General features: G+C 49.0%; 20 protein-coding genes. 11 read left to right on the top strand and 9 right to left on the bottom strand.

What is annotated here, in order from left to right; translation table 11 throughout:
- Positions 1–218 precede the first annotated feature (218 nt).
- The 3 genes from AC5I6P_RS19395 (at position 219) to AC5I6P_RS19385 (ending at position 3432) form a co-directional block, all read left to right on the top strand.
- Positions 219–2417: an S-layer homology domain-containing protein gene (locus AC5I6P_RS19395; RefSeq protein WP_495695426.1), complete on the top strand. Its 2199-nt coding sequence runs from the start codon at positions 219–221 to the stop codon at positions 2415–2417.
- Between the two features lie 165 nt (positions 2418–2582).
- Positions 2583–2921, top strand: coding sequence for a photosystem II reaction center protein Psb28 (psb28, locus tag AC5I6P_RS19390; RefSeq protein ID WP_495695425.1), 339 nt, complete (start codon positions 2583–2585; stop codon positions 2919–2921).
- 4 nt (positions 2922–2925) lie between these two features.
- A complete protein-coding gene (locus tag AC5I6P_RS19385) occupies positions 2926–3432 on the top strand; it encodes a MogA/MoaB family molybdenum cofactor biosynthesis protein (protein ID WP_495695424.1) in 507 nt (168 codons plus the stop codon).
- 54 nt (positions 3433–3486) lie between these two features.
- On the opposite strand, the gene ctpB is transcribed toward AC5I6P_RS19385, so the two are convergent.
- Entirely contained in the window at positions 3487–4788 is a 1302-nt protein-coding gene (ctpB, locus tag AC5I6P_RS19380) for a carboxyl-terminal processing protease CtpB (RefSeq protein WP_495695423.1), read from the bottom strand.
- Positions 4789–5178: 390 nt separating this feature from the next.
- On the opposite strand from ctpB, the gene AC5I6P_RS19375 reads away from it, so the two are divergent.
- Together AC5I6P_RS19375 and AC5I6P_RS19370 are read left to right on the top strand one after the other, a co-directional pair.
- Positions 5179–6018 carry a hypothetical protein gene (locus tag AC5I6P_RS19375; protein WP_495695422.1) on the top strand — a complete coding sequence of 280 codons (840 nt, stop codon included), beginning with the start codon at positions 5179–5181 and terminating at the stop codon, positions 6016–6018.
- The gene (locus tag AC5I6P_RS19370; protein WP_495695421.1) at positions 5945–6676 is read left to right on the top strand and encodes a YdcF family protein; all 732 of its coding nucleotides are present in this window, start codon (positions 5945–5947) and stop codon (positions 6674–6676) included. The genes AC5I6P_RS19375 and AC5I6P_RS19370 overlap by 74 nt, the downstream gene beginning before the upstream one ends.
- On the opposite strand, the gene AC5I6P_RS19365 is transcribed toward AC5I6P_RS19370, so the two are convergent.
- Together AC5I6P_RS19365 and AC5I6P_RS19360 are read right to left on the bottom strand one after the other, a co-directional pair.
- The gene (locus AC5I6P_RS19365) at positions 6642–7529 is read right to left on the bottom strand and encodes a fructosamine kinase family protein (protein ID WP_495695420.1); all 888 of its coding nucleotides are present in this window, start codon (positions 7527–7529) and stop codon (positions 6642–6644) included. The genes AC5I6P_RS19370 and AC5I6P_RS19365 overlap by 35 nt on opposite strands.
- 20 nt (positions 7530–7549) lie before the next feature.
- Entirely contained in the window at positions 7550–8833 is a 1284-nt protein-coding gene (locus tag AC5I6P_RS19360) for a M16 family metallopeptidase (protein ID WP_495695419.1), read from the bottom strand.
- 706 nt (positions 8834–9539) lie between these two features.
- Between AC5I6P_RS19360 and AC5I6P_RS19355 the strand changes: the two genes are divergently transcribed.
- Positions 9540–9779 carry a Calvin cycle protein CP12 gene (locus AC5I6P_RS19355; protein WP_495695418.1) on the top strand — a complete coding sequence of 80 codons (240 nt, stop codon included), beginning with the start codon at positions 9540–9542 and terminating at the stop codon, positions 9777–9779.
- 128 nt (positions 9780–9907) lie between these two features.
- Here AC5I6P_RS19355 and AC5I6P_RS19350 read toward each other — a convergent pair whose 3' ends face one another.
- Together AC5I6P_RS19350 and AC5I6P_RS19345 are read right to left on the bottom strand one after the other, a co-directional pair.
- The gene (locus tag AC5I6P_RS19350) at positions 9908–10540 is read right to left on the bottom strand and encodes a Vat family streptogramin A O-acetyltransferase (RefSeq protein ID WP_495695417.1); all 633 of its coding nucleotides are present in this window, start codon (positions 10538–10540) and stop codon (positions 9908–9910) included.
- A gap of 152 nt (positions 10541–10692) precedes the next feature.
- Positions 10693–12009 (bottom strand): DNA methyltransferase, encoded by a 1317-nt coding sequence (locus AC5I6P_RS19345; RefSeq protein WP_495695416.1) that lies wholly within the window; start codon positions 12007–12009, stop codon positions 10693–10695.
- Between the two features lie 566 nt (positions 12010–12575).
- Here AC5I6P_RS19345 and AC5I6P_RS19340 point away from each other — a divergent pair.
- Together AC5I6P_RS19340 and AC5I6P_RS19335 are read left to right on the top strand one after the other, a co-directional pair.
- Entirely contained in the window at positions 12576–15125 is a 2550-nt protein-coding gene (locus tag AC5I6P_RS19340; RefSeq protein WP_495695415.1) for a DUF3536 domain-containing protein, read from the top strand.
- Between the two features lie 440 nt (positions 15126–15565).
- The gene (locus AC5I6P_RS19335) at positions 15566–20575 is read left to right on the top strand and encodes an esterase-like activity of phytase family protein (RefSeq protein ID WP_495695414.1); all 5010 of its coding nucleotides are present in this window, start codon (positions 15566–15568) and stop codon (positions 20573–20575) included.
- 330 nt (positions 20576–20905) lie between these two features.
- Here AC5I6P_RS19335 and AC5I6P_RS19330 read toward each other — a convergent pair whose 3' ends face one another.
- Positions 20906–21745: a hypothetical protein gene (locus AC5I6P_RS19330; RefSeq protein ID WP_495695413.1), complete on the bottom strand. Its 840-nt coding sequence runs from the start codon at positions 21743–21745 to the stop codon at positions 20906–20908.
- A gap of 344 nt (positions 21746–22089) precedes the next feature.
- Positions 22090–22365: a hypothetical protein gene (locus tag AC5I6P_RS19325; RefSeq protein WP_495695412.1), complete on the bottom strand. Its 276-nt coding sequence runs from the start codon at positions 22363–22365 to the stop codon at positions 22090–22092.
- A 164-nt stretch (positions 22366–22529) separates the two neighbouring features.
- On the opposite strand from AC5I6P_RS19325, the gene AC5I6P_RS19320 reads away from it, so the two are divergent.
- Entirely contained in the window at positions 22530–22994 is a 465-nt protein-coding gene (locus tag AC5I6P_RS19320) for a hypothetical protein (protein ID WP_495695411.1), read from the top strand.
- A 307-nt stretch (positions 22995–23301) separates the two neighbouring features.
- On the opposite strand, the gene AC5I6P_RS19315 is transcribed toward AC5I6P_RS19320, so the two are convergent.
- Positions 23302–23610: a DUF3181 family protein gene (locus tag AC5I6P_RS19315; RefSeq protein WP_495695410.1), complete on the bottom strand. Its 309-nt coding sequence runs from the start codon at positions 23608–23610 to the stop codon at positions 23302–23304.
- Between the two features lie 127 nt (positions 23611–23737).
- Positions 23738–23989 carry a 2TM domain-containing protein gene (locus tag AC5I6P_RS19310; protein ID WP_495695409.1) on the bottom strand — a complete coding sequence of 84 codons (252 nt, stop codon included), beginning with the start codon at positions 23987–23989 and terminating at the stop codon, positions 23738–23740.
- A gap of 194 nt (positions 23990–24183) precedes the next feature.
- Here AC5I6P_RS19310 and AC5I6P_RS19305 point away from each other — a divergent pair, with 194 nt between their 5' ends.
- Together AC5I6P_RS19305 and ribD are read left to right on the top strand one after the other, a co-directional pair.
- Positions 24184–24714: a hypothetical protein gene (locus AC5I6P_RS19305; RefSeq protein WP_495695408.1), complete on the top strand. Its 531-nt coding sequence runs from the start codon at positions 24184–24186 to the stop codon at positions 24712–24714.
- Between the two features lie 45 nt (positions 24715–24759).
- Positions 24760–25872, top strand: a complete 1113-nt coding sequence (ribD, locus tag AC5I6P_RS19300) for a bifunctional diaminohydroxyphosphoribosylaminopyrimidine deaminase/5-amino-6-(5-phosphoribosylamino)uracil reductase RibD (protein ID WP_495695407.1) — start codon at positions 24760–24762, stop codon at positions 25870–25872.
- Positions 25873–25923: the final 51 nt, after the last annotated feature.

Raw genomic sequence — 25923 nt, 5'->3', positions numbered from 1 at the left:
TAAAGACAAATTTGATGAGACAAATTCAATTTTTACAGGTAAAAAGATATTGCCAAAGCAGTGCTATCTCAGTAGCGCTCAGTATCATGAGGAACTTGTGAATGCTGGTCTGTAAAGGATTTTCACTCCTTAATCTGTAATCTGCGCTGAGACAGGTTCAGCGACCTCTGTGTAGAACATTTCTGTGTAGAACATCGTATATTCGGAACGTTTGAGTTATGGTACAGTCCCCGTCATCTGCCCTTTATGTCAATCCAGCCAGCGGTAATGATAGCGCCGCAGGAACTCAGGCTGCGCCTTTCAAAACAATTGCCCGTGCGCTTCAACAAGCCAGATCTGGCATTATTCAGCTTGCGCCCGGAACCTATGATGTATCGAGTGGCGAAGTGTTTCCGTTGGTAATTCCGAGCGGTGTCACGGTGGTTGGCAATGAATCAGCTAAGGGGAATGGCATTCTAGTTAAGGGCGGCGGAATCTATGCCAGCCCAACTTTCGCCGGACAAAATGTGACGTTTCGGATGGAAACGAATGCCCAGTTGCGCGGGGTTACGGTGACGAATCCCAACACGCGTGGAACTGGGGCTTGGATGGAATCGACAGCTCCCACGATCGCAGGCTGCACCTTCACTGAATGCAAGCGAGAAGGCGTGTTCGCAACGGGCAGCGCCAATCCGATCGTGGTGGATTGCGTATTTATCAGAAACGACGCGAACGGGGTGTCGATCGTCCGCAATACAAAGGGAGAATTTCGGCGCAACGTCTGTCAGAACACCGGATATGGATTCGCGATCGGTGATAATGCCGCTCCGTTGCTGATCGACAATCGCATTTCTGAGAACCGCAATGGCATTGTCCTCTCTCGATCTGCCCGTCCAGTTTTACGCAACAACATCATCGAAAAAAGTACTGAGAGTGGCTTGGTGGCGGTAGAAAGCTCAGTGCCAAACTTAGGCAGTCCTCAAGATCCGGGCGGGAATATTTTGAGAGATAACGGCGAGTTTGATCTCCAGAACGCGACAAATCCACCGATTACGATCGCATCTGTCGGCAATCAACTCAACCCTGCCAAGATTTCTGGTCCTGTAGATTTATTGGTTAGTCAAGTTCCGACCCCAACGCCCACACCTAGTCCGACCCCTACTCCTAGCCCGACCCCTACTCCTACTCCGACCCCGGCTCCTAGTCCGTCTCCAACTCCGATTCCCGTCCCAACTCCAACCCCTACACCGACCCCGACACCTGCTCCATCCGGTGAATTAGCGGATATTCGTGGACATTGGGCAGAAAGCTTTGTTCAAGGATTGATCAGCCGAGGATCGATTAGCGGTTTCCCAGATGGCACGTTTAAGCCTGAATCTCCTCTGACTCGTGCAGAATTTGCTGCGATCGTGTTCAAATCCTTTGATCTGCCGTTCAAACAGGAAGCTCCTAATTTCTCTGATGTCCCGCAAAACTACTGGGCGTATGAAGCGATCAGGCGAGCGAGCCGAATGGGCTTCATTACCGGGTTTCCGGATGGATCGTTTCGCCCAGGATTAAATATCACGCGGGTTCAAGCCTTGGTTGCTCTGGTGAATGGATTGGGGTTAAGTGGTGGAACTCCGTCAAATTTGGGGCTGTATCGCGATCGCGAGCAAATTCCCAGCTATGCCGTAGATAAAGTGGCAACGGCAACGCAGCGCCGTTTGGTGGTGAATTATCCGAATGTGGCTCAGCTAAAGCCGTTGCAAGATATTACTCGCGCTGAAGTGACAACATTTATCTATCAAGCTTTGGTGGCGAGCAATAAAGCAACTGCGATCGCATCCAATTACATTGTCAATCCTGATACCTCAACAACAGCATTCGTTGACATCAACACTCATTGGGCAAAAGATTTTATTCTTGGTCTCTCCAGTCAAAATTTTATTCAAGGCTTTGCAGACGGAACGTTTAAGCCTGACACACCCATGACTCGCGCTCAATATGCCACACTTCTTGCCAAAGCCTTTAACCCAACCCCAAAACGGCAGGCAGCTACCTTCTCCGATGTTCCAGGGAATTTTTGGGCGAAAGGAGCCATTGAACAAGCCTACCGAGCAGGGTTCATCTCTGGTTTTCCGGATGGAACATTCAAGCCTAACCAGAATGTAACTCGCCTGCAATTAGTGCTGTCATTGGTGAGTGGGTTTGGGCTGACCCCCGCTAGTCCAAACGTGCTGGCGATTTTTGACGATCGCACTGCCATTCCATCCGCGTTTCAAGATCGCGTGGCGGCGGCAGCTCAAGTCGATATCATTGTGAACTACCCCAATCAACGCCAGTTTAATCCCAATCGAGAAGCCAGCCGCGCGGATGTGTCGGCAATGGTCTATCAGACTCTGGTGCGAGACGGACGGGTGGCTGCGATCGATTCGCCTTATGTCGTAACTGTCTGAAGCGGCGGTGGCTCAATGTTAAGAAGCTAGACAAATATAAATCGCCTGGAAGTCCACAATGTGCGCCTCTCCGGGCGATTTAGCCAATGCTAATTTTCGTTATGACGTTTTGTAAAGTTCCCTGAGATGGGAGAATAGATTTCAACGTATTGCGATCGCATCACTATGGCTAAAATCCAATTTTCTCAAGGCATTGACGAAGAAGTAATTCCTGATGTGCGTCTAACCCGTGCCAAAGACGGCAGCAACGGAACGGCAACATTCTATTTTGATAGACCCAAAGCCTTGGAACTGACAAGCACTGACAGCATCACGGGCATGTACATGATCGATGAAGAAGGCGAAATCGTTACTCGTGAAGTCAATGCCAAATTTGTCAACGGGCAGCCGACTGCACTTGAAGTGCTTTATCTCATGAGATCGGTCCAAGAGTGGGATCGATTTATGAGATTTATGGAACGCTACGCTGAGCAAAACGAGCTAGGCTTCTCCAAATCTAGCTAAAGGAATGGCACATCCTCATCCTGATGCGCCCGATCGCTCGATCTGCTGCGCCGTGATTACAGTGAGCGACACTCGAACGCCTGACACCGATCGCAGTGGTCAACTCATTCAGCAGGTCTTAACGGAAGCAGGTCATGCGATCGTTCATTACGCGCTGGTCAAAGACGAACCGGATCAAATCCGCGCTCAACTCGTCGCCTTGAGTGCTGACCCAAGGTTAGAAGCCCTAATTTTTAACGGTGGAACTGGGATTGCGCCAAGAGATACAACCTTTGACGCAATCGCAGGTCTGCTCGAAAAAACGTTGCCTGGATTTGGTGAGCTTTTTCGGATGCTGAGCTATGAAGAAATTGGCTCACGCGCGATCGCTTCACGCGCGATCGCGGGCATTTATGGAGGCAAACTCGTCTTCTCCATGCCCGGTTCGTCCAATGCCGTGAGACTTGCAATGGAAAAATTAATTCTTCCAGAACTGGTTCACCTAGTCACACAGCTAAACGACGAACACTAAAAATCCCCTTCTTCTAGGTTTAGAGAAAGGGGATTAAAGCTCTTCTCAACCTACTTATTTAACATTTAAGCTTTGCTGAGCAGTCTGCTTCATCATTGGCTTAGCTAATGCCGTGCGCTGAATCACAGAAATAGCACGGGCATACTGCGGATCTTGCGGTGTGCCGATCAGCTTAGGATTCGAGCTTAAGAATTTTTGTTGCGCCTCAGACAACTCAATCTTGACATCAGGAGTTACCCCTTTGTGACTAATGTCGGTTCCTTTAGGCGTGTAGTAGTGAGCGATCGTCACCGCTAAACCAGAACCATCCGACAAGGAGTGGACAGACTGCACCAGCGCTTTTCCAAAGGTTTGGCTACCAATGATGGTTGCACGTTGATTGTCTTTTAGCGCTCCGGTCACAATTTCACTAGAGCTTGCCGATTGACCATTGACCAAGACGGCTAATGGCAGCTTGGTCAATGCCGTATTACGAGCCGTAAACTCTTCGCTGCCGCCCTGACGATTCACAGTTTTAACGATCGCGCCTCGATCCATCCACATGCGGCTAATTTCGATACTCGATTGCAGCAAACCACCCGGATTTCCGCGCAGGTCTAGCACAAAGCCATCGACCTTCTGAGTCGATAGATCCTGAATCGCCCGACGCATCTGGGCAGAAGCATGACTGCTAAATTCGTTCAATCGAATGTAACCAATCCGATTTTTGCCTTCTTGCTTGAGGCTATAGCGGACAGCTTGCAATTCGATTCTCGCTCTCGTAATGGGCAGATCGAATGCACTGGCATTCCGTCCAATTTTCAGCGTTACCCTAGTTCCAACTTCCCCACGAATCAGGTTTGACGCATCTTCAACGGTCATTCCTTTTGTGGCTTTGCCGTTGATCGCCAAGATGCGATCGCCCGATTTAATGCCTCCCTTAAACGCCGGGGAGTTCTCGATCGGCTCGACAACGGTTAATTCCTTTGTCTTTTCGTTGAGTTCTAGCCGAATTCCAACCCCGGACAATTCCCCAGAAGTCTGACTGCTTAACGATTCAAACTGCTTTGGATCCATAAAGCGCGTGTAGGGGTCGTCCAGCTTTTTCAGCGCGTCTCGCAGCGCATCATATGCTTGCTGACGAGACGTGTAATTTTTGCTGAGTAACTCCTGACGAATCGTTGACCAGTTGTTTTTATTAAACGTTCCGTCTACGTACTCGCGATTGACGATCTGCCATGCCTCATCAAGTATTGCCTTGGGGCTATCTTGCAGTGCGGCGCGGACCGAACGACCAGGACCAAACAGAGTTGTGGTAGCTGTAGCGGCGATTACACCACTGCAGAGGGCTACTTGGAGAAGCGAGGGTCGATTCATTGAGGGTGGTGCTGATTTTAAGGTGGACAGCTACATACAGATGAATTCAAGATGTCCTAGCAAATTTAGTCAGTCTCGCAAAAGGTTTGGAAGATACTAACTACTTCAGTTAGAACGTATGACTATCAGTATGACCGAAAATATTAAGGGTGCGGAGCAAAAAAGACCGCAATTTGACGGAGAAGAGTATGAACAGAGTACACAGGTGACGTGGAGGGATTGTGACAGTTTCAGGACACTTTACAAAGTGTCTTGGCTGCAAGAGTAATGTAGCTCAATCTGACGCAAATCGCACACGGTGATTGCAGTCTTCACAACAATTGCATCAAATCCGGGCATATTAACCAAAATATTTGCCTCATTTAATTCAATTTGTTGCGAGGTTGCCCTGTGGAGTTTAGTGTTAGGCCGTCTGTTCTTACCGTTGTCAAAGTTGGGATCAGCGTTGGGTTGCAGGGCGCGATCGCTCTGTCTGCGATCGCGGGGATCATCTCTATGCAACGCACACAGCTTCAAAAACCATCACTTTGGGTGGAAAATCCGGCGCAAGCGCAAAAACAGGAATCGCTGCGATTAGATCTATTGAGCAAAGCGCCGAGCTTCGGGTTTGACAATCTGATCGCAGACTGGGCGTTTCTCAATTTTTTGCAATATTACGGAGATGAAGAGGCGCGATCGCAGACGGACTATTCTCTTAGCCCAAAGTATTTTGATATTGTGACGCAGCGCGACCCGCGTTTTGCCGACACCTATCTCTTTCTATCGGGCACAGTTTCTCACCAGATAGGACAACCCGAACAAGCCTTGACGCTGATGCAACGCGGAATGAAGACGCTATCACCGCAAATTAACTCGAAAGCGTTTGCGGTTTGGCGGTTTGCCGCTCTAGATCAACTGTTGCTGTTAGGAGATGTTCCAGGCGCAATTCATTCTCTAGAGATGGCGTCGAATTGGAGCGCTCAGACGCAGGAGTATCGAGACCTTGCCCCTGTTTTTAAGGGATCAGCAGCGTTTCTAAAAACAGATCCTGATAGTAAGCTGATCCGCTTTCAGGCATGGGCGGCGGTGTACATGCAAGCCGGAGCAATGGGCGATCGCAAAACTCAGGCGCGAGCAAAACAAGAAATTTTAGCGCTGGGAGGAGTGGAAAAAGTTGATGAAAAAGGACGACCTATCTTTACGCTTCCCCAAGCGGCTCAGACTCCAAAAAAGCAGACTGAAACGCCTTAGACTGCTTCCGGTGCTGGGGACGGGACTGCTGCTCTGGTTTGCCTCAGTTTGGCTCTCGCTTTGGTTGGCGGCTTCACGTCCGGTCGATGTAGTGTTGGTATTGGGCGGCAGCGTTCAGCGAGAGATCGCCGCCGCGCAAATAGCAAAGCAATCGCCCACGACGCCGATTCTAATCTCTCAAGGTTCCCTTGATCCTTGCATTCGCTCCATATTTCAGCAGGCTGAAGCGCCAATGGAACGGGTTTGGCTAGAGAAGTGTGCCCAATCGACGTTTGACAATTTCTGCTTTAGCATTCCAACCCTCCGCCAGTGGAAAGCTCGTCATGTAAAACTGATGACCTCCAAAACCCATCTGCCAAGAGCGATGTGGTTAGCGCAAATTCTGCTTGGCTCTCATGGGATTTGGGTAGAATCTGCGATCGCCGAAGAACCAGGCATTCCTGGTAATCGAGAATTTGCTTGGAAGACAGGATTAGATGTCGGTCGGAGTTTAGTTTGGGCGTTGGTGAGCCAGGTTTATTCGCCAAACTGCTCAAACATGGTTCGGCTCCGCGACGTTAATTCGAGCGATTGGTCACCGCAAGGGTATACCTGTGAGCGGCAAGGGCGGCGCTCAAGCGAACCTAACCGTTTAAGATCTGCTCCATCATCCGATTAGCTTGAGCGGCGTACCCGCCTCCAAACAAGTTGTAATGATTGAGAACATGGTAGAGATTGTAGAGAATCTTCCGTTGCTGATATCCCGCATCTACCGGGAAAACCTCGTTGTAGCCTGCATAAAACTCCGATGGAAATCCCCCAAATAGTTCTGTCATGGCGAGGTCAACTTCGCGATCGCCCCAATAGGTTGCCGGATCAAAAATCGTAGGTTGCCCTGTCGCTGTAACTGCTGCGTTACCTGACCATAAATCTCCGTGAACCAACGAAGGTTTGGGCTTGTGTTGGGCCAGCAGTTCCGGAATGAAAGCAAGTAAGCGGTCTTGCTTGGGAAACCGTTCGCCTCGCTTGTTGGCAAGCTGGATCTGATAGCCAATGCGATGCTGAGTGAAAAAATCACTCCAATTTGATGTCCAGGGATTGAGTTGAGGCGTAGACCCGATCGTGTTATCTCGCTCCCATCCAAACGCGATCGCCGTTTGAACCTGATGAAGCTGGGCGAGTTGCCGCCCCATATCTGTCCAGGCTTGGCTACTGCCTCGACCCAAATCCAACCATTCTTGCACCAAATAAGCCGAACCCTCTGCCACTCCCCAACAGATGGGTTGGGGGACTAAAATTGTCTGCGTCTCCCGCATCTGCTGCAAACCAAGTGCTTCCGCTTCAAACATTGCAATCTGATCGGCGCGATTGAGTTTTACAAAGAATGCCCGATTGGTGCCAAGCTCGGAAGGATTGCCATCAGAAACGCGATAACCTCGATTGATGCAGCCTCCTGTGACAGAACTGCGATCGCGAGCTTCAAACAAGCGTCCGGTTGCTTGAGAAATTTGAGCGTCAATGGAAGACCACATGACAAGACCACACGACAGGATTATTCGCCGGGTTTGATGATGACGATGCCGTAAGCGTCAGTTGGGAGGTACTGTTGAGCGGCAGCCTGAAGATCAGCGGCGGAGAGGGATTGAATATAGGCGGAGTAGCTGAAGGCGGGTTCTAAATCACCGACTAAGGTTTGGTAGTAGCCGTATAAACCAGCGCGATCGCTGGGCGTTTCATTGCCAAACGTAAAGTGATTGGCAACTTGAGTTTGAACGCGGGACAGCTCGGCTTCGGTCACGCGACCGGATTGTAGCTGTTCGATGTGGGCTACGATCGCGGCTTCTACAGCATCGATGTTTTCTACGGGCAACTGCGCTGATACCGCGAAAACGCCCTGGTGCAGGTAAGTCATATTACTCACCGACACGTTAGAGACTAATCCCCGCTCTTCGCGTAAGTCTTTCACCAATCGAGCGGTTCTGCCATGACCCAGCACACTGGTGAGAACGTCTAGCTCGTAGGTATTCTGTAAGTCCGTCAAGCCCGGAACCCGCCATAACAGCATCAATCGAGCTTGCTTGAGAGTTGGGTCAGTGTACTCTTGGCGAACGATCTGGGTGAAAGACGTTTCAGCAGAGGGAGAGGAAATGTAGGGTGTGGGGCAAGAAGTGGAGGGCGCAAGCTGAGTGAAACTATCTTCAATGATTTGGATCAAGCGATCGACGGGCAGATTGCCAACTGCTACAGCCGTCATGGACTGAGGCTGATACCAAGCGGAGTGAAAATCTCGCATCTGTTGCGGAACGAGTTGTTCGATCACTGAAGTAGGACCTAAAACCTGACGGCGATAGGGCAGTCGCTCAAATGCCAATTCTGCCATGCGCTGATAGGTGCGACGGCGCGGGTTATCCTCAGAGCGGCGAATTTCTTCTAAGACCACCGATCGTTCTCGCTCAAACCCATCATCTGGAATGCTGGCATTAAGCAACACATCCAGTTGAAGCGGCGCTAACTCGGCAAAATCTCGGGGAGCCGTTGTGATGTAGTAGTGCGTATAGTCTTGGCTCGTCGCGGCATTCGTGACTGCACCGCGCTGCTCGATTTTTTGCTCAAACTCTCCGCTCTCAAGGCGCTGAGTTCCTTTGAAAATCATGTGTTCTAAAAAGTGAGCCATGCCGTTGATGGGAGCAGACTCGATCGCAGAACCGACGTTGAGCCACACATTGAGATTGACAGCATCGACGGGAATCTGTTCGGCAATGATCGTTAAGCCATTCGACAAACGATGCACTGTAGGAGAGTTTAGTTTCGGAGATTTAACTAGAATCGAAGTCATGTCTCGCCCAATATCAGCGTTTGCTTAGTCCATCTTACTCCGTAGTAAAACTTAAGACTTCTTTTAGAAGATCTTTTATGAATAGCGAAGAATTCCCTCTTCTGAATCTATCAACCCGTTGCTATCAGATTCTTCAACAGCATCGTACATTATTCGTCTAATCACTACTTCATTAAGGGATATTAAGGATTAAGGGAAATTAAGGAAAACGCTAAGAACCACTCAAGCCAGCGCGATCGCTCTTGAAATCTAATTTAAGTGCAGCTCAATGTCGATAGGCGATTTTGAAGAATTAGGTAGCGTGACTACTCAAACTTCGGTGATTTTTAAGAATCTACCAAAAGGAGGAGTAGCACCTGAGTGAACGAAGATGTTAAGTTTTGTGTCTTTGAGAAATAGGGGTGTGAAGGATACCAAGGATGAAGATCGTAAGTGCTCCTTCAGAGCTTGGATAGCCTATCCTGTGTAGCTTGTGCTTCTAGCGGTAGTCAGTCTGGAGGTTTGCGTGCCCCACTTTGATCCGATTGAAATAGCTGTTCTATCCTAGTCGCTAAAATCTGTCGCTGGAGCCACTAGGATTTTAAGGCTCAGCGCTAAAGTGAAATTAAAGATTAAGTAGCTTAAACAGAGAAGAACGCTATTTTGCATCTGAATTTTTACATCCGAATGTAGAGCGTTCTGAAGAACATAAAACGAGGTAATTCTAATGACTCAATCAAAAGCAAATGCTCAACCAATGGAGCAGCAGTTAGACCAGTTAATCGATCAGGCACATGATGCTTGCAAAACGAGCGGTGACGTTTCCAGCGAGTGTGCGGCAGCTTGGGATGCGGTAGAAGAGGTGCAAGCGGCCATGTCAGATAAGCGCGATCGCCAGAAGACTAAATTTCAAAACTACTGTGATGAGAATCCAGATGCGTCAGAATGCCGTATCTATGATGTCTAGATATCTATGATGTCTAGAGATGTCTAGAGAATAGAATTCAAATCCGCTGCGCCCTTTTCGTTTTTGACGAAGAGGGCAGTTTTCTTTTGAAGAAATATGAGTTATTGAAAAACTGAATTCACGAAAAACTACACACACTGTCTCAACGCTTCGATATCAGCGCTGACGATTTTTTCTAAATTTCTCGTAATTTTTTCAATATCCCAATTCCACCAAGCCGTTTCTAGTAAAACAGCAATTGTTTCGTCAGAAAACCGTTTGCGTAAAGGACAAGCTGGATTTCCGCCCACGATCGTATAAGGTGGCACACTCTTAGTCACGACAGATTTTGCAGCCACGATCGCACCATCCCCGATGCTAACGCCAGGCATGATCACGGCTTGGTATCCAATCCAAACATCATTCCCAATTTCAGTGTTGCCCTTAAATGGCAATTCACTCAGTTGCGGCATTACCCGTTCCCAACCATTACCAAAAATCTGAAATGGATAGGTTGAGAACCCAGACATTTTGTGATTCGCGCCATTCATGATAAACGTCACGCCTGTCGCTAAGGCACAGAATTTACCGATAATCAATTTGTCGCCAATGAACGGATAGTGGTAGAGGACATTGCGCTCAAAATTCTCGGAGTCTTCCGGATCATCGTAGTAAGTGTAGTCTCCGACGATGATATTTGGGTTAGAGATAACCATGTTGATAAAACAAATTTGAGGAAATCCCGGCATCGGATGCGGATTTTTTGAATCGGGATGTTGCATTAATTTTGATGGATGAGGAATGTCTTCGACCCGCTTCGCGACGAGGGATGAGACCGTTCTGATTGTTTTTCATCTCTCGTCCTTAGCTCGATAAAACACTAGTTCAGTCGCGATCGTAGCAATTGCAAAAGCTGAACATTGCTCTAAATTATTTACAACGGCTTGTCACTAAAGCGATACTTTACCGGAAATTTGCCCGTCCACCGCAGCAGGACAACTTCTTCCCGCAGTTGCTCCTTGGTGGCGGTCGCTAGACGAGTGCGAAATAAATCGATCGCTTCTACTTCGTAGCCTAACGCCTCAGCAAGGTCTGCAATCAGTTGCCCCGTGCGAATCATCACGCGCAGATAGGAGGCTTGATCCCCAACCACATATGCCAATCGCGCTCCTGGACGCAAAGCATGGCGCAAATCGGCTAAATGCTTTGCCATGCCGCCAAAATACAGCTTTGTAGCTTGAGCATAAACGCGCTCAAACCCACTCGTTTTTCCTTGTTCTAGACGTCGCGCATCAATCTCACGCGCAATGCGCTGAATTTCGGGGTGATGTACGACCCACTGATCATCGTCATCGGATGTGTAAACGTTGCGGCTGTTCGATCGCATCAATCCCCGCTTCAAAGTCTGAAGATCCGATTTGTTTTTGAGAAATCCTAGTAGAACCGATTCTAGCCGCGTTGTGCGGGTGTAATCTTTCTCATTGGGATAGGGCGGAGAGGTAATCACCGCATCAATGGAGGCAGGTTTTAAAACCGTCAACAGTTGGCGAGAGTCGGCATGATGAATCGTCGCAGGGGTAGGAGACAACTGCTGGAGGTTAGGCAAATCATTTGCAATTTCGCGCACGGCTTCTAGCCACGCCTCTACAACAGGCGCATCTGCTTTGGCTTTGCCAATACTGACTTCGGGCGCAAACCGAATATTGCTGATCGAAAAGACGATCGCTTTGGCTAAGGCAAGTTGCTGATGGCGAGAAAAGGGTGATGACGCCTGAAGCTGGTCGAGCAGAATCAGCGTTTTGTGGAGCGGTAGCGGACTAATGGAGTTTTTCAACAGCAATTTCTGACTTTCTTCGGGTAACGTCCGCAATCCCCGCTCCTGTTGAATTTGGGCTTGTGCGATCGCGCCAATCTGCTGAACGTGCTGAAGTAGCGCTTCGGGATCAGGCGTCCAGTCGAGCTTGACGCAACCCGCAAACCACGCCATTCGATTTGCCTCAACCCCAACTGTGGGAATGCCGTTTTTCTTGCACTCGACGACCGTTGTTCCGGTTCCACAAAATGGGTCAAGCACCGTCTGCTCTGGTGTAATTCCAAATTTCTCTAAGTACTGCTGCACGAGGTGAGGCGGAAATGACAGCACAAATCGATACCAGTCGTGAGCCGGTCGATCTTCCTCGCGTAACTGATTGGCATCCGATTTACGTCGCTCAATGTTTAAATTTGGAATTAGCGGCTGGAAGTACTGCAACGGGGATCAGAACAGATGGCAATGGCATTCTATTCGAGCGATCGCAGCAATGCAAGCACAGCGACAGAACTTGCCGTTGATACATAGGCTTCTCTCATCCCTTTCCTGATCAAGTACCAAAGCATAGAGAGAAATTGCAAAGTGTAGCGAAATCGTAAATTTGATCTACAAAAGTTCAAACACTTCTAACTGAATACATTTTGCGATTCAATGAAAGTTAGTGATAAACGCAGCGTGGTGAATCGCTTAACAACATTGTTCATCATTCCAATCACATCAGATGCCATCACAATCTAACTCAGGACGTGGACTAGATGAGCAACAAGTTACGCTTTGAGTTAGATTGTGATTTTCTTGAGCTTCACTAAACTGTTCACACTAACAGCTACGTAACTGTCGCAAAGATATTGTCGAAGAATTGAACTTGCTAGCAATTAGAGCTTGAAGCTTGGAGCCTGAAACTGATAAGCATTCTATGTTAGGCTGTGAAACTCGCAGAATTTAAAAAGCTTTAGCCCCAGCGTTGCCGTTCAGAAGCTCTTATAATCTTTTTTGGTCTTACTTTCATGACATTAACTCCTGATGCGCCCTCTCAATTGTCTGCTTCAGAAATAGCTGAAGCAGCGATGATTCAAGCCTTTAACCCTCCGGGGATCGCTTCCTCTCAGACTACAGCTCAGACCACAACGGGAGTCTACATCACCGTTCACGGGCACTTCTATCAGCCGCCTCGCGAGAATCCTTATTTAGATGCGATCGAGCGTCAACCCAGTGCGGCGCCCTTTCATGATTGGAATGAGCGAATTCATCACGAATGTTACCGCCCCAATGCATTTGCGCGAGTTCTTAACGATCGCGGCGAAGTCGTGGGGATCGTCAATAATTATGAGTATCTCAGCTTTAATATTGGCCCAACTTTGATGAGTTGGATTGAGCGTCACGATGTGGAAGTGTATCAACGTATCGTTGATGCCGATCGCAAAAGCTGCGATCGCTTAAATGGACACGGCAATGCGATCGCTCAAGCTTACAATCACATGATCCTGCCGCTTGCCAATGCGCGAGACAAGCACACTCAAATTCGATGGGGCAAAGAAGACTTCAAATCTCACTTTGGGCGCGATCCCGAAGGAATGTGGCTAGCCGAAACCGCCGTTGATTACGCAACGTTAGAAGCGTTGGTTGCAGAAGGAATCAAGTTCATTGTTCTCGCGCCTTCTCAAGCGCAGCGCTGCCGTCCTCTAGCCCAAGCAGACTGGCACGAAGTCGGCGGCAGTCAAATTGATCCCACTCGCCCCTATCGCTGCTTCTTGCCCAACCGCGATTCTGATTCCCCCGCTCCGTTTATCGATATTTTCTTCTACGATGGCCCAATTTCCCGTGACATGGGATTCGATCAGGCACTCAGCAGCTCTCACCATTTGGCAGGGCGGTTAGGGCAAGCTGTGCGCGGGGATCACCGCCCATCGCAACTAATTTCGGTGGCAACGGATGGGGAAACGTTTGGACATCATAAAGGCGGCACGGAGAAATGTTTGGCGTATGCCTTTGTCGGCGAGTTTCCCGATCGCGGCTGGACCGTGACTAACTTTGCCCATTACCTCAGTTTGAGGCCGCCCGAATGGGAAGTCGAACTCAAGTCTGTTACCGCTTGGAGCTGTGCCCACGGCGTCGATCGCTGGCAGGATGACTGTGGCTGCGGGGGTGGTGGACTGTGGAATCAAAAGTGGCGTCGCCCTTTGCGGGATGCGTTGGACTGGCTTCGGGATCAGATGGTCAAAGTCTACGAAGAGGTGGGCGGAAAGCTATTTTCTGATCCGTGGTTGGCGCGGGATGAATACATTCAAGTGGTGAGATCGCGCACACCTGCCACAGTTCAAAAATTTCTCGCTCAGCATCAGTCTCACCGACTGAATGCGTCAGAGCGGCTCGATGCGCTGCGATTGCTCGAAATGCAGCGTCACGCCATGCTGATGTACACGAGCTGCGGCTGGTTCTTTGAAGAACTGTCTCGACCGGAAGGCACTCAAATTCTCCGCTATGCCGCTCGTGCGCTAGAACTGGCGGGCGATGTAGCGGGCGTGCAGCTTGAGAAAGGCTTTATCAAACGCTTAGCCCTTGCGCCCAGTAATGTTGACTGCTTCAAAACGGGGGCAGAAGTCTATCGGCAATTGGTGATCCCGGCTCAGATCAGTTTTGAGCAAGTCGCGGCTCACTATGCGATTAGCTCTTTATTTGCGACTTACAGCCGAGAAGAGCGAGTGTATTGCTACACGGCAAACCAACTGGATTACCAACTGCATCGAATGGGGTCGATGAGCTTGGCGATCGGGCAACTCCAACTCACCTCAGAGATTACTCGCGAAACAGAACACCTCGTGTTTGCGGTGCTGCATCTGAGTGGTTGGGATTTTCATTGCTGCATTCAGCCGTTCTCAGGACGACGACAGTATACGCAATTAAAAGAAAATTTATCTGAAGCGCTGAGTCAAGGAAGTGCTGCTAAAACGATTCTGACGATGAATCGGTACTTCAACGATCGCTCTTACAGTTTGCAAGATTTGTTTGCAGAAGAGCGGCATCGAATCATGCAATTGTTGAGTCAGGAAACGCTGACACGACTCGATCAGCTTTACACGCAGGTGTATCGCGATAACTATGGCGTTCTGATTGCGTTTCACCGAGATGAACTGCCTGTGCCACGAGAATTGCAGGTGGCAGCAGAAATTGCGTTAGGACATCGGCTTCTGGTGACGCTGCGATCGCTAGAACACGATCCAAATTCCCATGATTTGGTTCAGCTTGACGCGATCGCGACAGAGGCAAGTCACTTACGTTGTCAGCTTCAGCTTCCTGAAGCACGGCAGATTCTAGAGCGCACACTGGCGCGATCGCTGCAAACCCTCCTATACGATCCGGAACCTTCAGACCTCCAAATTCAATTTCTGGGGAAACTGATTGATCTGAGTCAGCAATTAAATTTAGGTGTTTCGTTGGAGCGATCGCAGGAGTTATATCTTCAGTGGTTACATCATGTTGCGATCGAACGCCAATCTGCCAATCATCTGTTATTGGAGTTAGCCTATAAGCTTGCGATCAACGTTTCGGTCAATTAATTTTTGTCTTCATTGCTGATAGATACAAGCGGATGAATTGGATAAGCGATCAGTGAGTCACTGCATCAGCCTCCGATTCATCCGTTTTTAATTGGTTCTACTTTGGAGCGAGATTTAGTAGAAACGCTGAGAACTCAATTTAGTCAAGTCTTAACCTAGCATTAGCTAGTTCATTAACTTAATAGACTACTGTTCAATGTGTGTTTAAGCAATGAGCGTTGATTCGTTTGTCAACAATCTATTTAATTAGTGACTAACCTTTCATTCGTATTTCAATCGTTAAAGAATACGTTTCGGGTTTAGTTAGTCATTGCCTTGGTAATTCTAACCATCTAGCTTGACGTTGCATACAAAACATAAAAAATAATCTCAATCTGATTCGCTTTACATTGCTTTAACTGTGTGTGCAGTCAACTTTCGAGTCTTTTGAGGGTCAACGAGTGTTCATAGATAGTTTTTTAATTGGAACATCTGCTTCTTCGAGTAATGGTGGTTTGACGACTAACATCGAGCAATCTCGCCGATCTCAGATCGATCTACAAGCCGCGCCTCAATCGTTGCAAGCAAGTAGCGCAAACGGTAGCCTAAATGCAGCCCTGACTTCTAACGCCAGTGGCACGGCAGCGTATACGACCCGTCAAGTGGGCGATATGCTTTATTTTGATGTGGCCGATTTTGTTCGTTCTACCCTTGGACTTCCCACCTCTGACGGCTCAGGTGGACAGAAAACCTTTGCGGTTTCTGGGGGAAACACCGTTACGATCGCAAACTTCGGCGGCATCGGTTCTAAACTCGAAGAAGATCGGATCGCGTTGCCAGAGAATGTGAAGTTTGAGCAGCTCTCGATCGTGTCAGGCACGGGCGAAAACGCTAGCGATACACTGGTGAAGTTAACAGACACAGGGTCAGTCTTAGCGCTTCTCAAGGGCATTAAACCGACTGCGATCGATGAGCTAACTTTCGTTCGTCTAGACAGCAACAATCAAGTCATTCCAGACGTGAAAACAGAGCTGGTGAAACGCTCTGTGCTGCCCGCTAACACCTTCGCAACGGGTGCAACTTCTGGGCAATTTCTGGCGCTTAACAACGATGGCAGTGTGAGTGCAGTCAACGCGAATGGAGTTCCTGTTCCGTTTAACGCTCCTAATGGTCAATCCGTGCAAGGCTTCTCTGCGGTGCTACCCGGCGCGAAAGCAGGAACTTACTTGGTGCTATCCGATAATGGCTACGGCTCGAAAGCCAATTCTGCTGATGCGTTGCTGCGCTTTTATGCCATTGAGCCAAACTTTGAAACCGGAAGTGTTTCTCCAGTCAATCTAAAAACGGGAGACAAGTTAGAGGGCTTTACCTCCGATAGTTTCGTTCAACTCAACGACAAGAACGGCGTCCTTAAAGGGATTCAAACGATCGTTGCCGATCTAGAAACCTACCCCAACAGCGACAAGATTCAAGCGGGTGGAATTCCGGTCGATCCGAGCATTAAGCAAAACCGCTTGCTAACCGGAGCCGACTTTGATCTCGAATCGTTCCGTCGCGCTGCGGATGGAACCTACTGGTTTGGCGAAGAATTTGGTCCATTCCTGCTGCACACTGATGCCAACGGGACACTGTTAAAAGCCCCGATCGCAACCCCCAACCCGTCTAAACTCAACACGCTGAATGGTCAAGATCCGCTCGTGATCGGTCACCGAGGCGCTTCTGGGTATCGTCCTGAGCACACGCTCGAAGCGTATCGATATGCGATCGAGCTAGGCGCTGACTTCGTTGAACCGGACGTAGTATCCACCAAAGACGGCGTGCTGATTGCCCGTCACGAAGTCAACATCAAAGATACAACCGATGTCGCAGACCGTCCTGAGTTTGCCGATCGCTTCACCACAAAAACGATCGATGGCACAGAGGAAAGCGGCTGGTTTGCTGACGACTTCACGCTGGCAGAAATCAAAACTCTGCGAGCGAAAGAGCGGTTAGCGTTCCGAGATCAATCGTTCAACGGTCAGTTTGAAATTCCAACGCTGCAAGAAATCATCGATTTCGTGAAAACTGTCGAAGCGACAACGGGAAAGAAAATTGGCATCTACCCCGAAACCAAACATCCCACCTATCACACGGAGAAAGGGCTGGCGCTAGAAGAACCGTTGGTGAAACTTCTCAAAGACAACAATTTTACCGATCCAAGTCGCGTCTTCATTCAATCCTTTGAAGTTGGCAATCTGAAGAAGCTGAACGGCTTGATTGATGTGCCGCTCGTGCAATTGATGGACGCCGCTGATACAAATTTAGACGGTTCACTGGTCGAGGTGAAACCTTACGATTTTGTTGCAAGCGGCGATTCGCGCACCTATAAAGATCTGCGATCGCCCGAAGGATTGGCAGAAGTGGCGACCTACGCGGATGGAATTGGTCCTTGGAAACGCATGATTGTCTCGGTCAAAGGGACGGATGCGAATGGCGATGGCAAAGCGGATGATGTCAATGGTGATGGTGCGGTCAATGATGCCGATAAGACGCTAACTCCTTCAACGACGCTGGTACAAGACGCGCACAACGCGGGTCTGCTGGTTCATCCTTACACCTTCCGCAACGAACCCCGCTACCTAGCATCGGATTACAAAGGCGATCCAGAAAAAGAGATTCGTCAGTTTATTGAACTCGGAGTAGACGGCTACTTCACTGATTTTTCAGACACGGGCGCGGCAGCAAAAGCCTACGAGACACAAGATTTTGTGCGATCGCCAGATAACCCCGCGTTTGCCAATCTCTCTGAAGCCGATAAGGTGAAGGCAGCGAATCTGGCTCGTTCTAGAGGTTTTGAGGGCATGGCGAGCAGTCCTGATGGCTCTAAACTCTACACGCTGCTAGAAGGGGCAGTTACTACCGATTCAAATCAGAATCGCCTGTTTATTTCTGAGTTTGATACCAGTACCAAAAAATACACTGACAACGTTTACGCCTACCGCTTGAATGCTCCCAATCGTGCGATCGGGGACATGACGGCGATTAACGATCATGAGTTCATCGTGATTGAACGGGATAATGGTCAGGGTGATGCAAGTGATCCGGCGGTCACCAATCCAGCCCGATCGAAGAAGCTCTACAAAATCGATATCAACCAAATCGATCGCGAGGGCTTTGTCAAGAAAGAACTGCTAGCGGATCTGCTCAACATTGCCGATCCATCTGGAATCGGAGGCGATGGAACCAAGAATGGCGTGTTTACCTTCCCCTTCGTCACCATCGAAGATGTGTTGATTCTTGACCCTCAAACGCTATTAGTCGCAAACGACAACAACTATCCATTTAGCGTTGGTCGCAAACCGGGGCAAGCCGATAACAGCGAGTTTATTCAGATCAAGTTAGATCAATCGCTCGATCTAGCGTTGCCTGCTCCCACTCCTAAACCCAAAGTAGTTGTGATTTCTCTCGATGGCGCAACCCCTCGCCTCGTAAATCAGTACTTAGAGTCAGGAGTTTTGAAGCAGGATGAAGGCTTAGGACTGTTAAAAAATAAAGGCGTTTCTGCCGATCGCAACGAAACGATCACACCTTCGCTCACGGCTCCGAGTCACATTGCGATCGCAACAGGCTCCAACGCTGCCAACAATGACATCAACGCCAACAGCTTCCACTTAGTTGCAAGTCCATTTACCCAAAATATTAGTGGATTTGGCGCACCGATTGGCGGTTACTCGTTTGATGTGCATGGACCGACCGAAAGTGCTGAGCCAACGGCTGAACCGCTTTGGATCAACTTGCGAAACAACGGTAAGAAAGTTGTCGCCGCCACGTTTCCGGGTGCGGATGGTGTCGATGTCAAAATTCCGGGATTGCCAGACAGTCCGATCGTTCAACCCGCTAGCGATCGTACCGTCGATTACACCGTTCCCTTTGGTGCGTTTGCAGGCGTGGGAGCGCAAGGCTTCAACCTAACGGCAGCCGATTTTGCAACGGCTAGCGATCGCACTGTTTCGCAGCTTGCTAGCGCAGGTAAAACGGTTTATAGTCCGGTGCTGCAAACGAAAAATTCGTTTGACATATTCACTGTGGGCGGTGTGAACTATGACATTCAAGCTGCCGCTCTAGACACTACAAACGACAACAAAGTTGACTACGATACGCTGGTCTTCTTCGATGCCACGTTAGGAATTCAATCGGGTCCGTTTAACCTGCCGTCAACGGGTCCGGCTTATGTGAAAGCGGGTAGCAAAACGTCTAGCCCGTTCTATCTGGAAGGAAGCTCTAACAAAGCGGGAACGGCGTTCTATGTCAGCAATTTCGCGCCTGACCTTTCGACCGTCCGGTTTGCTCGCTACTCTGCCAACTTCATTCCTGCTACCCCTGCGGTGCAAGCGAATGTAGACGACATCAACAACAATGTTGGATTCTGGGCACCCCAACCCGATTTCCGGATTCCGCAGAAACTTAGTCCTGGATTTAACACGTTCTCTGACGCCGAGTTAGAAGCGATCTACGACGATCAGGTTCGGAGTTTTGTCGATTATCAAACTCGCGTTGCGCTGCGATCGATTACTCAAAACCCTGATTCCGATTTGGTTCTCACTTACATTGAGCAACCTGATGGTTCGCAACATCAGTTCTTAATTAGCGATCCTCGTCAGGCAAACAATCCCCTTGATCCCACCTCGATTGGAACTGGACAAGACAAGGCAAAGATCGAGCGCTACAACTCCTATGTAGAAACGGCTTACAAGGCGGCTGATGCTGCGGTTCAAAAAATCATTCAGACTGTTGGAGTGGATAGCAATGGCATTCCTAATAGCGACATCATTGTTGTTTCCGATCACGGATTTGCTCCGTTTTACACCTCGGTTAACGTGAACAACTTCCTCAAGAGCCAAGGGTTTGACTCAAACAAAGTTCGTGCGGTCACATCGGGTCCGGCAGTTAATGTCTACTTCAACCTGCAAGGGCGCGAACCCAACGGAACTGTGAGCCGCGAAGAATATGTGACCTTGCAGAAGCAGGTGACAGAAGCCCTCAAGAACTTTGTAGACACCAACCCGAAATATGTCGATGGAACAAGACCTGTGTTTGACAAGATCTACGATCGCCCGCTTCCAACTGACCTAAACGATCCATCGTTTGGTCGAGGAACCAGTGAGTTTATCGGACAAGACTCTGGCGATGTGTTTGCTCTGCTGACCGAAGGCTATAACTTCGATGGAACTCAAACTCCAGTTGTGCAACGCTTGGGAGATGCGCCGACCCAGACTCCTGTGTTCTCAGTGCCCAGCTTCTACGGCGCTCACGGGTACGATCCAACGTCGCCTAACATGAGCGCGATTTTCTACGCGGCTGGACCTACTTTTAGTAACGGGACGCTTTCTCAAGTGAAGAACATTGATATTGCCCCCACAATCTCGAAGATTCTAGGCGTAGAGCTAGCTTCAACTGTGCAAGGAACGCCGATTGATACTTCCAACCCATAAAGGCAATTCTCGCAACTTTAGAAGATTGCAGGTCTTAATGTGAAGCAGGATAAACAGACGCATTACTCACCGTAGTGCGTCTGTTTTCATAATTGTGTGACGGCGTGATTCTTACGTGATTCTTATATGTTGAGGATGAACTGAGTTGAAGATCAGAGAGACCAGGAGAATCGGCTGCGATCTATTCGGAGCTTGCGAAGCGATCCTTTGGAGCTTGCGAAGTGATCGCTATAATGGCAAAGATGAGCGGTGACGAGTAACCTTGAACGCTAAGACCCAAGGACTACAAACCAAGCGCTCCATCGTGTTGTTAGGCAGCACACTGGGGAATTAGACGATCTTGATGCCGATAGAATAAGCAGTCAAAGTTGCAGGTGATGGTTTCATGTGATCTTTACCACCTGCAGTAAAGTCTTGGTTTGCAAGATCTGTTGTTGGTCGAAGTTGCCATAAAAGATTTCCCTCACCACTCCAATGAATTTCGGCTCCTCCACCAACAAGGGCAAAACCTGGAAGAACATCTGCTGTTGTAGAAGGATGTGCAGCATGTCCAGAATCTTTTGTCTGAATCGAGTGTTGAACACGACCAACTGGAAGATTCTCTCTAATACCTATTGCGTAAACACTGAGAATAGCTGGACTGATAGTCATGTGGTCTTTTGATCTAGCTTTCCATGAAAAAGCATTTTCCGGAAATGATGCTGTAGCAAGATTTCCACCATGTGAATTGAAGTCTAGCCAATTCACATGAAACCCTCCACTAATTAGCAAGTAACCTGGTGGCACTGACTCTGACACTTCGGGATGCTGAGCTAGTTCGCTAACGCTGCGACCAATGTGAATATGATCGCGGAGAGCGTCTCTTGGCATTCCAGCTACTTTCAATCCAATTGCATATACCTTTAAAAAGTGTGGCTGAGGACGCTCGTGATCTTTGGAGGATGCTAACCAAGCTGATAGATTTTGGTTTGGATAGGAAGCAGTCAGGAGCGCGCCGTTTGGCGGGCTGTTGGTTGCTTCTGCACCTCCTCCAATAACAACCATATCATCAGGAACGGTACACGCAAAATCATGGAAGTGTGCTTGCTGATTACCAGCCTTGCGTTCAAAGACAGCGACAGTGATTTTGCCAGAGGCATCGTGAAAAGTTCCAAGTTTTGTCTGAGGCATAGGTTCTCCTTTAATGCTTAACCCTGTTTACGCCTCCACTCTAAGCGGCTCGGTTTGGGCATAACAGTACCCTTAAAGGTGCTTTAGCTGCACCAAAAAACTGCAGGGAAGACCCTAGAAAGCCTGGAAATATGCCGCATAACTATTGTTTAGACTGAAACTTTCTGCCTAGAGAACCTAGTTTTTTGTCTAAGATACCCTTGAAGACAACTAGGCATACGGTAACGGAAATGCGCCCAAACAAGCTTTTAGACCCGATGCGCGATTAGCACAACGCAACTCCGCAGGAACCCTTCGGAGCTTGGCAACGCCAATCGCCAAAGACATTAGAACACAGTTAGAAACTAAGCTTCCAGCGGCGTCGATTGCGGTTTTGTTGCGGCAATGAGAGGTTTTGTCGCGATCAATTCTGGTTCGATCGCGACAAAACCTGATCTTGTCCGCACGATTGCTTCGCAGTTCCGAAGGATCGCAGCCTCCATCGCAACAAAACCTGCTTTCATTGCAACAAAACCTGCTTCCATCGCAACGAAACCTAGTTTTGTTCGGACAAAACCTGCTTTCATCGCGACAAAACCAGGTTTTGTCGGGACATTTCCACTTCTTGTTCCTTCCTTCACACGAGGCTTTCCCTCGTATTGAAACGGTAAAGCATCCCAGTACAACCTCTGAAAAATTTTCGCCCCTACGATCGCGGGTTCTGCGGTTTACCAAAATTCTCTCATGGCAGATTAGACTGCCAGATGGTTACAGTGCAAGGATAAACCTTCATCAGCGTGTAACGATGACTCGACCAACCCGGAACTCTAAACCTCTCGAAAAAGCAGAACTTCGTGCCAAGAATTTGCAATCCATCGATCCGAACTTCGACTTGGGTAACGGACTATCGTTAGCTGCCTACACCGTGGATCTTACAAGCCTTCGCGAGAAGCTCGACACTTACAACGACATGATTGAAACCCTCGATCGCATCGGGCAAGAAATTCAACTCGCTGAAGAATCGATCAATGATTTTAGTGAGCACATCCTGCTCGGCGTTGCCGCCCGCTACGGCAAAGGCAGTAACGAGTATGCGATCGCAGGTGGCGCGCGCAAAAACTCCCGGCGTCAAACGATTCGCAATACAACTGCCCGACTCGCCCCCCAAATTGCTGAGGAGACCCCTTCAACGCAGTCGGTTACACAGTCTATGTTGCAAGACATGATGGTTGCTCCCGTATCTACCAATGGCAAGAACGGCAAGCACTAGATCCTATTACTGCAAACGGCATAATAGCGAGTAAAACCAAAGGCAACGGATTGAGAGTCGATGCTAAATCGAGCGATCCGTTGCCTTCAAGTTTTTAAGAGCTATCCCTAAAAAAGTCATCAGAACATCAGCATGGGTTAAGCCGCAAACCCTAAGCCAACCACCTTTACCCCCCTTCCTCGCCGCTCCAATTTCTCTTAGGTTGGGTGACAAGGGACGACTTCCATCTCCTGACAAAACGGGGGCGCGGGGGAACGTCCCCGAACAGTTTGAAATGAGTTAACCGATTCAAACGCCGAGGGGCATCTTAAAGTTTGCGCTGAAACTCTTCCAGGGTATCCATCAGATTGACCTGACACTGCATTGGCAGCAAATCGGTCAATGGAACCTCCCGTTTACCGCCGCCAAGTTTCACGGGAATGCCGTTCAGAACGGATAGCACTTGGTCTTCCTCAACTGCCCGTCCGTTAGAAATCATCGGAAACAGCTTTTCAGCTAGAACCGTGTGCAGATGAGCATCAGAAAGGTAAAGATGCCACTTGGCAATATCCATATAAACGTTTTCACCAATCTCGGCTGCCAAGGTTTCGATCGCTTCAGAAGAACTTATAGCCATAGGAGTTTTAAACGGTAAGTTTACAGGTTGTCCAGCATTCGTAGATCTAGCAAGAGCAACTACTCAACAATTACTCTACCTTGATGAATAGAACTCCTATCTATTGGCTGGTTTTGATGGCCATTGCTTAGGAGTTGCTGGGTTCTGAGTAGTCTGCGATCGCAAAGATATAAATTCCATGCGCCACCAGCACTGCCAGCCAAGCACCCGTCATCCAAACTGTCCACGTCCAATCTGGATGCTGCGCCAGCCGGAAGAACCACGCTCCAGCATTACAAGCGCTAAACAGTGCAACATGAGTGGCAAACGTCATGCGATCGTCAAGGCGGCGGAAGTCAGGATCATTGCGATCGGGAATGCGAGACCAACGGGGAGGCATGGGGATCTATAAATAACGAACACTTCTATTGTAGAGGATGAAGAATAAGAGAAGGTTTTGACCCGCTTCACGAGGAGGAATGCCTCTCCAAAAACCCATACCCAAAAAAATATTAAATTCCTCCCATTAGCTCTAGGTATTCCTATGTCAAGGGTTTAGAATTCAAACAGAAACCGCCATTCTCCCTACCTTCTGTGTCAGTCAATCGCTTCTTGAATAAAGCTGGTCTAGTGCGCCGACAGACTCATCTTGCCGTCTTGGTATTTCCCGATGAGAGTTCTGCATTCCAGGCGTATCGTTTGCTTCATTATCATGGGGTTTCCCCAGAGCATCTCGCGATCGTGGGTGAGGGCTACAGTAATCCTGAACATGTCGGTTTGCTCAAACCGATGCAAATTGCTGCACGTAAAGCGCGATCGCTGGGCTTAATTGCAGGCATGCTTGGCTCACTCATTGGAGTGGCTCTCTTCGTCGCCATGACGTTTCAAAGTGTAGGGTTATCAGGAATTCAATCCATGCTGTTGGTTCCAGCATGTGGCTTGGTGAGTGGGTTTACTGGTGCAGTGCTGGGTGGGTTATTTGGGTTGTTTGGAGAAGGCACAACGGCCAGTATCTATCGTCATCATGTCGATCGCGGTCAATATCTCCTGATGATCGAAGGATCGGAGGGGATCGTGCGCTGGGGACAGGAGGTACTAAGCCACTATTCAACGTCCCGGCTGTAGCGCACTCTTGCTACACTTCTAAATCTCACAGGTAGAACCAGACGGATGGAATCAGACCATCAAACTAATATTGATTTGAGCATGATGCAGCGCTGCCTAAAATTGGCACGCCTCGCCTTGGGCCGCACGGCTCCAAATCCAATGGTGGGCTGTGTCATTGTTCAGAATGGCGAAATTGTGGGAGAAGGCTTCCATCCGAAAGCAGGCGAGCCTCATGCAGAAGTGTTTGCCCTGAGACAGGCCCGTGATCGTGCTCTGGGTGCAACGCTTTACGTCAATCTAGAGCCGTGCAGCCACTATGGACGCACACCGCCTTGTGCTGACGCGACGATCGCGGCGGGAATCCAGCGAGTTGTGATCGGCATGGTAGACCCAAACCCTCAAGTAGCAGGTCAAGGCATTGCCAAACTGCGAGCGGCAGGAATTGATGTCACGGTTGGCGTTGAAGAAAAAGACTGTCAGACCTTGAATGAAGCCTTTGTCCATCGGATAGTGCAGAGTCGCCCGTTTGGTATTCTCAAATATGCAATGACGCTGGATGGAAAGATTGCGACAACAACAGGACACAGCTATTGGGTGACAGGAAAAGCAGCCAGACAGCAGGTGCATCAGTTGAGATCGGCGTGTGATGCGATCGTCGTTGGTGGCAATACTGTTCGTCAAGACAATCCGTTTCTCACCACTCACGGCATTGCGCCTCACAATCCATTGCGCGTTGTGATGAGCCGAGTCCTTGACCTGCCCACGATCGCCAATCTTTGGCAGACAACTGTCGCTCCAACTGTTGTATTCACCAGCCCTGATGCCCCTTTAGAAACGCAGAAAAAGCTAGTCGATCAAGGCGTAGAGGTGATCGTTCTAGAAGCACTAACGCCTGCTGCGGTGATGAGGCAGTTATACGATCGCGGGCTGAACACGGTTCTGTGGGAGTGCGGCGGAACCTTAGCGGCGCGAGCGATCTCAGACCAGTGTGTTCAAAAAGTTTGGGCGTTCATTGCTCCCAAAATTATTGGCGGCATCGATGCCCCGTCCCCAGTTGGAGGGTTAGGCTTAACCGAAATGACGCAAGCCTTATCCTTAACGCAAGTCACCACTGAAGCAATCGGTGAGGATTTCTTAATACAAGGATATTTGGCGGATCAATACAGACCAATATGAGCAATATTCAATATAAGGTGCGAAACGCGGGAAGTAGACAATCCGCAGCAT

The organism is Myxacorys sp., from assembly GCF_059501405.1.
Note: the sequence above shows the minus strand (reverse complement) of the source record. Positions and strands in the feature narration are given on the sequence as shown.

What these genes read in the sequence shown, in the direction of transcription:
- AC5I6P_RS19395 (WP_495695426.1), top strand. Translation starts at nt 219, where the DNA reads ATGGTACAGTCCCCGTCATCTGCCCTTTATGTCAATCCAGCCAGCGGT.
- psb28 (WP_495695425.1), top strand. Translation starts at nt 2,583, where the DNA reads ATGGCTAAAATCCAATTTTCTCAAGGCATTGACGAAGAAGTAATTCCT.
- AC5I6P_RS19385 (WP_495695424.1), top strand. Translation starts at nt 2,926, where the DNA reads ATGGCACATCCTCATCCTGATGCGCCCGATCGCTCGATCTGCTGCGCC.
- ctpB (WP_495695423.1), bottom strand. Translation starts at nt 4,788, where the DNA reads ATGAATCGACCCTCGCTTCTCCAAGTAGCCCTCTGCAGTGGTGTAATC.
- AC5I6P_RS19370 (WP_495695421.1), top strand. Translation starts at nt 5,945, where the DNA reads ATGAAAAAGGACGACCTATCTTTACGCTTCCCCAAGCGGCTCAGACTC.
- AC5I6P_RS19365 (WP_495695420.1), bottom strand. Translation starts at nt 7,529, where the DNA reads ATGTGGTCTTCCATTGACGCTCAAATTTCTCAAGCAACCGGACGCTTG.
- AC5I6P_RS19360 (WP_495695419.1), bottom strand. Translation starts at nt 8,833, where the DNA reads ATGACTTCGATTCTAGTTAAATCTCCGAAACTAAACTCTCCTACAGTG.
- AC5I6P_RS19355 (WP_495695418.1), top strand. Translation starts at nt 9,540, where the DNA reads ATGACTCAATCAAAAGCAAATGCTCAACCAATGGAGCAGCAGTTAGAC.
- AC5I6P_RS19350 (WP_495695417.1), bottom strand. Translation starts at nt 10,540, where the DNA reads ATGCAACATCCCGATTCAAAAAATCCGCATCCGATGCCGGGATTTCCT.
- AC5I6P_RS19340 (WP_495695415.1), top strand. Translation starts at nt 12,576, where the DNA reads ATGACATTAACTCCTGATGCGCCCTCTCAATTGTCTGCTTCAGAAATA.
- AC5I6P_RS19330 (WP_495695413.1), bottom strand. Translation starts at nt 21,745, where the DNA reads ATGCCTCAGACAAAACTTGGAACTTTTCACGATGCCTCTGGCAAAATC.
- AC5I6P_RS19320 (WP_495695411.1), top strand. Translation starts at nt 22,530, where the DNA reads ATGACTCGACCAACCCGGAACTCTAAACCTCTCGAAAAAGCAGAACTT.
- AC5I6P_RS19315 (WP_495695410.1), bottom strand. Translation starts at nt 23,610, where the DNA reads ATGGCTATAAGTTCTTCTGAAGCGATCGAAACCTTGGCAGCCGAGATT.
- AC5I6P_RS19310 (WP_495695409.1), bottom strand. Translation starts at nt 23,989, where the DNA reads ATGCCTCCCCGTTGGTCTCGCATTCCCGATCGCAATGATCCTGACTTC.
- ribD (WP_495695407.1), top strand. Translation starts at nt 24,760, where the DNA reads ATGGAATCAGACCATCAAACTAATATTGATTTGAGCATGATGCAGCGC.